Origin of the sequence: Herbaspirillum frisingense GSF30, assembly GCF_000300975.2 — a bacterium.
In the GTDB taxonomy this organism is placed as follows: Bacteria; Pseudomonadota; Gammaproteobacteria; order Burkholderiales; family Burkholderiaceae_D; genus Herbaspirillum; species Herbaspirillum frisingense.
The window spans coordinates 112,600-120,884 of record NZ_AEEC02000015.1 but is presented as its reverse complement, the minus strand read 5'-3'; the positions used below and the strand labels follow the sequence as shown (position 1 = coordinate 120,884).

General features: G+C 59.3%; 6 protein-coding genes. 2 read left to right on the top strand and 4 right to left on the bottom strand.

Annotated elements, in window-relative coordinates:
* Window positions 1-577: 577 nt before the first annotated feature.
* A complete protein-coding gene (locus HFRIS_RS12490) occupies window positions 578-1,540 on the top strand; it encodes a UDP-glucose 4-epimerase family protein (protein WP_039875505.1) in 963 nt (320 codons plus the stop codon).
* Here the strand turns inward: HFRIS_RS12490 and waaA are convergent.
* The 4 genes from waaA to HFRIS_RS12470 form a co-directional block, all read right to left on the bottom strand.
* Window positions 1,525-2,811 (bottom strand): lipid IV(A) 3-deoxy-D-manno-octulosonic acid transferase, encoded by a 1,287-nt coding sequence (gene waaA, locus HFRIS_RS12485; protein ID WP_039875504.1) that lies wholly within the window; start codon window positions 2,809-2,811, stop codon window positions 1,525-1,527. The genes HFRIS_RS12490 and waaA overlap by 16 nt on opposite strands.
* A 1-nt stretch (window position 2,812) precedes the next feature.
* The gene (locus HFRIS_RS12480) at window positions 2,813-3,682 is read right to left on the bottom strand and encodes a Kdo hydroxylase KdoO (protein WP_006463724.1); all 870 of its coding nucleotides are present in this window, start codon (window positions 3,680-3,682) and stop codon (window positions 2,813-2,815) included.
* Between the two features lie 165 nt (window positions 3,683-3,847).
* Entirely contained in the window at window positions 3,848-4,825 is a 978-nt protein-coding gene (waaC, locus tag HFRIS_RS12475; RefSeq protein ID WP_039875502.1) for a lipopolysaccharide heptosyltransferase I, read from the bottom strand.
* 57 nt (window positions 4,826-4,882) lie between these two features.
* Window positions 4,883-6,256 (bottom strand): phosphomannomutase/phosphoglucomutase, encoded by a 1,374-nt coding sequence (locus tag HFRIS_RS12470; protein WP_006463722.1) that lies wholly within the window; start codon window positions 6,254-6,256, stop codon window positions 4,883-4,885.
* Between the two features lie 922 nt (window positions 6,257-7,178).
* Between HFRIS_RS12470 and gmd the strand changes: the two genes are divergently transcribed.
* Complete coding sequence (gmd, locus tag HFRIS_RS12465) at window positions 7,179-8,282, top strand: GDP-mannose 4,6-dehydratase (protein WP_006463721.1); 1,104 nt, start codon at window positions 7,179-7,181, stop codon at window positions 8,280-8,282.
* The last annotated feature ends 3 nt before the right edge of the window (window positions 8,283-8,285 follow it).

The window sequence follows — 8,285 nt, the reverse complement described above, 5'->3', positions numbered from 1 at the left end:
CTTGTGAGCATTTAATATTTAAAGTTTCCAGAACCGAGGTTCTGTCGCACTTCATTAAACGCCCACGCTTATCGGCTGTTAATTTTTAAAGATCATCTGCATCAAACGCGCCTGGCGCTGTTTGCATCGCTGCGAATCGTTTTGTTCGTCAGCAGCAGAGAAACGAGATTATGTAGCAGTTAGTTCATCGCGTCAACTACTTTTTTGCGATTCGTTTTAAATTTTTTCGTCTTCGCTTTTACTGCCTGCTCGACTACTTCCATTTAAACGCCCTTCGAACTGCTTCACTACTCACCTGCTTCGCCCACCTTCGTCGCTCTGTTTTTCAACTTCGCTTCGTGTGTCGCGTCAGCAGGGGGCGAACTATAGCAACCCACCCCACACCACGCAAGCACTTTTTGAAAAATATTCGAAAATAATTTAGCCAGCCCAAATAGGCAGCGCCATCCCGATGCCAAGCAAGGCCATTCTTCTATATACCAAGCAGCCAGACGAGCTGGCCTCCGCATTCACCGGGCAAGTCGGGACACGATGATAGTATTGGCGTCCTCTTTCCCCGCCGCTCCCTTATTTGTCCATGCGTATTCTCATTACCGGCGCCTCCGGTTTCGTTGGCCAAGCCTTGGTTCGCCAACTTGCCTCCGAGGACCATCATCATCTGCGTGCCGCACTTCGCCCCACAGCAAAGCTGCCCGTAGACTCCAGCACACTGGAAAAAGTGATCGTCGAAGAACTGGCACCCGATACCAATTGGTCCTCAGCACTAGAAGGCATGGAAGCGGTGGTCCACTGCGCGGCGCGGGTACACGTGATGAACGAAACAGCCGGCGACCCGTTATCGAAATTCCGCAGGACCAATGTCGAAGGAACGCTGGCGCTGGCACGTCAAGCGCAACAGGCGGGAGTCCGCCGTTTCATTTTCATCAGCTCGATCAAGGTCAATGGTGAAGAGACGCAACCAGGACGTCCCTTTACAGCCGACGATACGCCCGCCCCGGCCGATCCCTACGGCATCTCCAAGATGGAAGCCGAACAGGCGCTGCGGGAGCTGGCGCGCAATGGAACCATGGAAGTGGTGGTGATAAGACCGGTATTGGTCTATGGCCCTGGAGTCAAAGCCAATTTCCTGAGCATGATCCGCTGGCTGGATAAAGGCATACCGCTGCCGCTGGGCGGCATCTCCAGCAATCGCCGCAGCCTGGTAGCGCTGGATAACCTGGTGGACCTGATCTGCGTCTGCCTGAGCCACCCCGATGCTGCAGGCCAGGTATTCCTGGTATCTGATGGTGAAGACCTCTCAACTACCGCCATGCTCAGACGCATCTCCCTTGCCCTGGGCAAGTCGCCATTCCTGCCATCGCTACCGGCCTCATGGCTGATGCTGGCAGCACGCATGATGGGCAGGCCTGGAATCGCGCAGCGTCTTTGCGGCTCCCTGCAGGTCGACATCAGCAAGAACCGCGATCTGCTGGGCTGGACGCCCAGAACGACAGTCGACGCCGCATTCCAGAAAACGGTCGACGCCTATCGCCGCGCCTGACCATCTTTCAGCAACCCGTCCAGCAGGGAAAGCGTCCGGCCAGTTGCGCCCTGGTGACGCTGCGCAAATTCCTTTGCGGAATGCGACCTTTGATCCATACGCGTGTGGTCGGACACGAGTTCTTTCCACTGACGCAGCAATGCATCTGCATTCTCTACGCGCGCTGCTGCGTGCTCGGCAATGGCATCCTCGGTAATGCGCTGAAAATTGAAAGTGTGCGGGCCGATCAACACCGGCCTACCCAAGGCCAGCGCCTCGATCAGGTTCTGCCCACCGAGCGGCAAGAGGCTGCCACCGATGAATGCGACATCACAAAGCGCATAGTAGGCAAACATCTCCCCCATGGAATCACCCAGCAGTACATCCACATCCTGCAAGCGGATGTCCTGCTGCAGTGTGGACCGCCGCTGCAGGCGCAGGCCACGGGCACTGATCATGTCGGCGACCTGATCGAATCGCTGAGGGTGACGGGGCACGATGACCGTCAGCCAGTCACCCCGTCCTTCGCGAGCCAACGCGTCAAGGATCAGGGCTTCTTCGCCTTCCCGGGTACTGGCGCATAACAGCACCTTGCGTAGTCCGACCTGGGCTTTCCACTCCAGACCCCGGGCAACCACGGCATCAGGTGGCTCAACGTCGAACTTGAGGCTCCCCGTCACGACGACCTGACGCGCCCCGAAGGCGCGCAGACGCTGCGCATCCGCGTCCGATTGCGCCGCGACTACACTGATGGCCTCAGCTGCCGGCTTCAACAAGGCGGCAAAACGCAACCCACGCCGCAACGAACGCTCCGACAGACGGGCATTGGCCAGCATCACGGGAACGTGGTAACGACGGCATTGGGCGATCAGGCTGGGCCAGACCTCGGTTTCCATCAGCACACAGACAGTTGGTCGAAAATGTCGTAGAAACCGGGCACACATCCATCCAATGTCATACGGCAGGAAGCTTTGCAGGACACGCCCGCCATGCTTGCCGTAGACCTGGGCGCCGGTAGCGCGACCGGTGGCCGTCATGCAGGTCAGCAGGATGGAATGCTGGGGATATTGCTGCAACAGAGAATCGATAAGCGGCTCTGCAGCGCGGGTCTCGCCGACCGACACCGCGTGCACCCAGATGAAACGCGCCTGCGAATCAGGCAGGCGCGCATAAAAGCCGAGACGCTCGCTCACATGGGCCCGGTAACCGGGCTCCTTGCGGCCACGCCACCAGAGGCGCAGCAGCACCAGCGGCAGCAGCAGCCACCAGATCAGGGAATACAGCAACCGCATCTCAGACCAAAGGATGGCCGGCCAGGCGCGTCAGGATGGCCAGCGGGCTGGATTGCGGATCGTATTGCTGTTCCGGTGCCAGGTGCAGGGTCTGCTCCATCATGTATTGCCCCGACATGACTGCGTGAGATGCCTGATCCGAAAAGCAGATCCAGACCGAGCCTGCGGCGAAGGGCATGGTTACCTGCTGGGCATCCTGCTGGTATTGCATGTCGCCCTTCATGCCGTCGTGCAGCTGAAGCATCATGTGGTCGTACTCGCTGCGCAAGGACTTCGTCACGCGCAAGGCCTTCAATAATTTCGCCTGCCAGGCAACATAAGGCTTGGCACGAGGCAGAAAGCGCCTGGCCACGGTTTCAAAAGGCTCGCCCACGCGCCAGACACGCGGCACGCCTTCCGGGTTGATATTGGTAAAGACGCGCAGGATACGCTCACCATAGTTCGGCCGCGACGGGAAGGCGTCGACGTGCATGCGGCGGTCGTCAGCGCGCCAGGACTGGGCGCGGGTTTCCACCTGCATCGGTCGATAGCTGGTAGGTGCTACGCGCAGGGCGTCACGATACTTGGGCAGGAGCGTATGCACCAAAGACAAAGCCTGCTCGCGAAAGCGTCCCACCATCGCCGCCAACGCCAGTTGTTGCTCCGTACCACCGGCGGCGCCCTTGATATGCCCCCGCGCGTCCAGGCTGATATTGCGGGACTTCGGGGCACGCACGGCCGGATCAAGCAGCACCTGCTCGGATTGCATCAACTGGAAGGCCAAGTGCGGGAAATACAGCACCTTGCCGGCTTCCAGCGCGGTGATCCATTCCTGATTGGGGTTGTCGACCCGCCATTCAGTCAGGCCGATCTCGATAATTTGCGATTCCATGGCGCGTATTATGCCCGCAAGCGTCAACGCCGTGTGGCGATGCAGGCGCGTCAGCAGGCCGCAAAACCCCGCCGCAAGCGGCCCTACGATCCGGTTCAACAGTTTGCCGCCGAGTTTTGATCTGTTTCAATGATCCGGGTCGATGCCCTGACCGGGCGGGAGCCCTCAGTCCAGCAAACCCAGCGCGGCGGACAGTACGGCCTCCTCGGCCGGTGGCGCCCCCAGATCACCCAGGTTGACGATGTGAGGCGACCAGTTGCCTTCGGTTTTCCAACGCGGGGAATCGCAGTAAAGCTCAACTGTGGGCTTGCCATACGCGGCAGCGATGTGAGTCAGACCGGTATCCAGGCCGATCACCAGCCTGGCCTGCTGCACCAGCGACACCGCCTGCATCAGCGGCAGCGCCGGCAATACGACGGCACCTGGGATGCCCGCTGCCAGTTGCTGCGCAGCCGCCTGTTCCCGGGCGCTGCCCCAAGGCAGCAACACCGGCAGGCCGCGAGCTGCCAGGTCCTGCCCTAGCCTGATCCATTGCGCCGGCGGCCATTGCTTGGCTGCACGTGCGGTGCCGTGGAAGAAGACGGCATATGGGGTCTCCGGCATCCAGGGCCAGCGTGCCGATTGGGGCGCCTGCAGGGCGAAATCGGGCTCACCCTCGACCTGATAGCCCAATGCACCGGCAGCCACCAGGCGCGCCCGCATGACGGCGTGGGTGCGCCGACCGACTGCGATACTCTGGTCGTGGAAGATCCGGGAAAGCGGCTCGTAGCCCGAGCCCTCGGTAGCATTGGCCAGGCCCACCCGGCGCCCATGATCGGCCAGTCGCGCCATGCGCATGACTACGCTGGTCTTGAGCAGGCCCTGGGTATCAAAGACCACATCGTAGCGCTCGGCCTGCAACTGGCGCCGGAAAGCCGCAATCTCGGCGCGGGTGGCGGCAGAGAACAAGGTCTTGCGCCAGCGACGCAAGGCGATCGGAATCACAGTGTGGACATGAGGATTGAGGCGGACGAGGCTCGTATAGGCCTCTTCCACGACCCAGTCGATCTGTGCGGCGGGGAAATGACGACGGATGTCCGCGACCATCGGCATGTTGTGGACGACGTCTCCCAGGGAGGAAACGCGGACGATTAGGATTTTCAAGGCTGGCCCACTCTGGCTGAACTTAACTGTGGGCCAGCATCTTACCTCATCAGGCCGTCAGAACGGCAGTGCGACGTCGGGACGAGCCGCCAGGATGACCTTGCGGAACTCGCCCTGGATGCGCGCCAGTGCTTCCGCCGTCTCCGCCTCGAAGCGCAGCACCACTACTGGCGTAGTATTGGAAGAGCGTGCCAGACCGAAGCCATCGGCATATTCCACGCGCAGACCGTCGATGGTGATGATGTCCTGGGCGCCTTCGAACTTGGCATCGCTTTGCAGCTTGCCGATCAAGGCCACATTCTCGCCTTCCTGCAGCTTCAGCTGCAGTTCCGGAGTGCTGACCGACTGGGGCAGCGCATTGAGAACGGCCGACGGGTCGCTCTGGCGCGCCATCAGTTCCAGCATCCGCACGCCGGCATAGAGACCGTCGTCGAAACCGAACCAGCGGTCCTTGAAGAAGATGTGACCACTCATCTCGCCGCCCAGGGGCGCACCCGTTTCACGCAACTTGGCCTTGACCAGCGAGTGACCGGTCTTCCACATCAACGGCTGACCACCGCGCGCGCTGATCCAGGGTGCCAGATGACGGGTGCACTTGACGTCATAGAGGATCTGCTTGCCCGGGTTGCGGGTCAGCACGTCCTCAGCGAAGAGCATCAGCTGACGATCCGGGTAGATGATCTGACCATCCTTGGTCACCAGTCCCAGGCGGTCGCCGTCTCCATCGAAGGCCAGGCCGAGCTCATTGTCAGTTTCCTGCAGGCAACGAATGAGATCCTGCAGGTTTTCCGGGTGCGCCGGATCGGGGTGGTGATTGGGGAAGTTGCCATCGACCTCACAGAACAATTCAGTCACTTCGCAACCGAGTGCACGGTAAAGCTCGCCGGCGAAAGCGCCAGCCACGCCGTTGCCGCAATCGACGGCAATCTTCAGCGGGCGCGCCAGCCTGACGTCCGAGATCATGCGGGCGATGTAGGCATCCTTGATGTCGTGGGTGCTGTAGCTGCCGGCGCCTTGCGGGAAATCACCCTTGACGATGGCGTGATAGAGACCCTGAATGGTCTCGCCATGGATGGCCTCGCCGGCCAGCACCATCTTGAAACCGTTGTAGTCGGGCGGGTTGTGGCTGCCGGTGACCATGATGCCCGATTGGGTGTCCAGCACATGGGTACCGAAATAGACCATCGGGGTGGCGACCATGCCCAGATCGATCACGTCCACACCCACCGACTGCAGGCCCTTGGCCAGCGCAGCGGCCAGTGCAGGACCGGACAGACGGCCGTCACGGCCGATCACGACCTTCTTCTGCCCCTTGGCCAGCGCGGCGGCGCCGAAGGCCTGACCGATCTGATAGGCGACCTGGTCGTCCAGGGTTTTGTCGATGATGCCGCGGATGTCGTAGGCTTTGAAGATCGATTGGGCGATGGGCATATGCGTAGGAAGTGGAAGACAATTGATATTAAAGAGACAATTATGACCGCATCAACGCGCCAAGAACAGCAGATGCATAGCCTTTCATGTCGCCGCACTCGTGAGTTCCCTTCCCCAACAAGTGCCTGGCGGGGGGAGGACTTGATTCGAAGACGTGACGCAAAAACAACATGCTCCGCATCAGGGCATATGTAAATGACTATTGGTCAACTTATTTTAAGCTCGCGAGCAGTTCACAAGGTGGCTGTGACGGCGAAAGCCTCTCAAAAGTTCTTCCGGCCGCTGACATCGACCACAACACTACCTTGGAAAAACGTCGTAGGCGATGCCTTTCATATCCTGTTTTTCAACGTCACAAAAAGTACTGGCTCAGATTTCCGAGCTGGACTTGCCTAAAAAAGCATTTTCCTCCACGAAAGCAATGGACAGCAAAGTCGTCAGCGCCCTGGATCACCTCGGAAAAGCCTATTTCGCGTGATATACTCGCTTGCTTATTCTGATCGCGCGAAATCGTTGCGAAACGGCGTCCAGTCAAGATAGGCACCGAAGTACGCCAGCGGCAAACTGCCTGTGAAGCGCTTTTATATTAGTGTGCTCGCACGAGGCGGCCAAACGTTACAGGTGCGGGGCCGACACGAACACAGAAGAAAAAAAGAGTGCCGTTCATTCCTGGCTCGTGTTGATGATGAGTAAATTGACTTTGTACACGATCGCAAAATAAGCCTCACCCATGCCATCCGCCACGCTCACACCTGCACCCCGGCTCCCATTACGCGTGCCAAAACCGCGTAGCCATCCACAGGTCTGATGGCGGGTCGCAGTCTAAAGCCTCACTTCCTGCCTGTACGGCCTCCCGTTGATGCATTGCCATCGAAGCCGCCCATCAACCCACACATAACGCACACGGACGACATCCATGACTATGAAGAAAAAAGCCCTCATTACCGGCGTCACCGGACAAGATGGTGCCTATCTGGCGGAGCTCCTGCTCGCCAAGGGCTACGAAGTGCACGGGATCAAGCGCCGCACTTCCCTGTTCAATACCGACCGTATCGATCACCTGTTCCAGGATCCGCACATCTCCGACGGGAGTTTCGTTTTGCACCACGGCGATATGACTGACTCATCCAGCCTGACCCACATTATCCAAAAGGTCCAGCCGGACGAGATCTACAACCTCGCGGCGCAGAGTCACGTCGCGGTCAGCTTTGAAGAGCCAGAATACACAGCGAACTCCGATGCCCTGGGCGCCCTGCGCATCCTGGAAGCAATTCGCATCCTTGGCTTGACCAAGAAAACACGTTTCTATCAGGCCAGCACCTCCGAACTCTACGGGCTGGTACAGGAAACCCCCCAAAAGGAAACTACGCCCTTCTACCCACGTAGCCCCTATGCCGTTGCCAAGCTCTATGCTTACTGGATCACGGTCAACTATCGCGAGGCATACGGCATCTACGCCTGTAACGGCATCCTCTTCAACCATGAGAGCCCCATCCGCGGCGAGACCTTTGTTACACGCAAGATCACCCGCGCCCTGGCCCGGATCAAGCTCGGCCTGCAGGAAGCGCTTTACCTCGGCAACCTGGATGCAAAACGCGACTGGGGCCATGCGCGTGATTACGTGGAAATGCAGTGGCTGATGCTGCAGCAGGAACAGCCAGAAGACTTCGTCATCGCCACCGGCGTCCAATACAGCGTTCGCGATTTCGTCAACGCCGCTGCGCAGGAAATCGGCATGAAGATCCGCTGGGAAAATACCGGGGTCGAGGAAAAGGGCTACTGGGAAAACCGCGAACAAGGCGATCCAAACCAACCCATCGTGGCAGTGGATCCACGTTATTTCCGTCCGACCGAAGTCGAAACCCTGTTGGGCGATCCGAGCAAGGCCAAGACCAAGCTGGGTTGGACTCCCAGCACCACCTTCGATGAACTGGTGGCAGAGATGGTACGCGAGGACCTCAAGTCGGCGCAGCGAGACGCGCTCGTCAAGAGCCATGGATATAACGCCTTCAACTACGACCAGTGATGA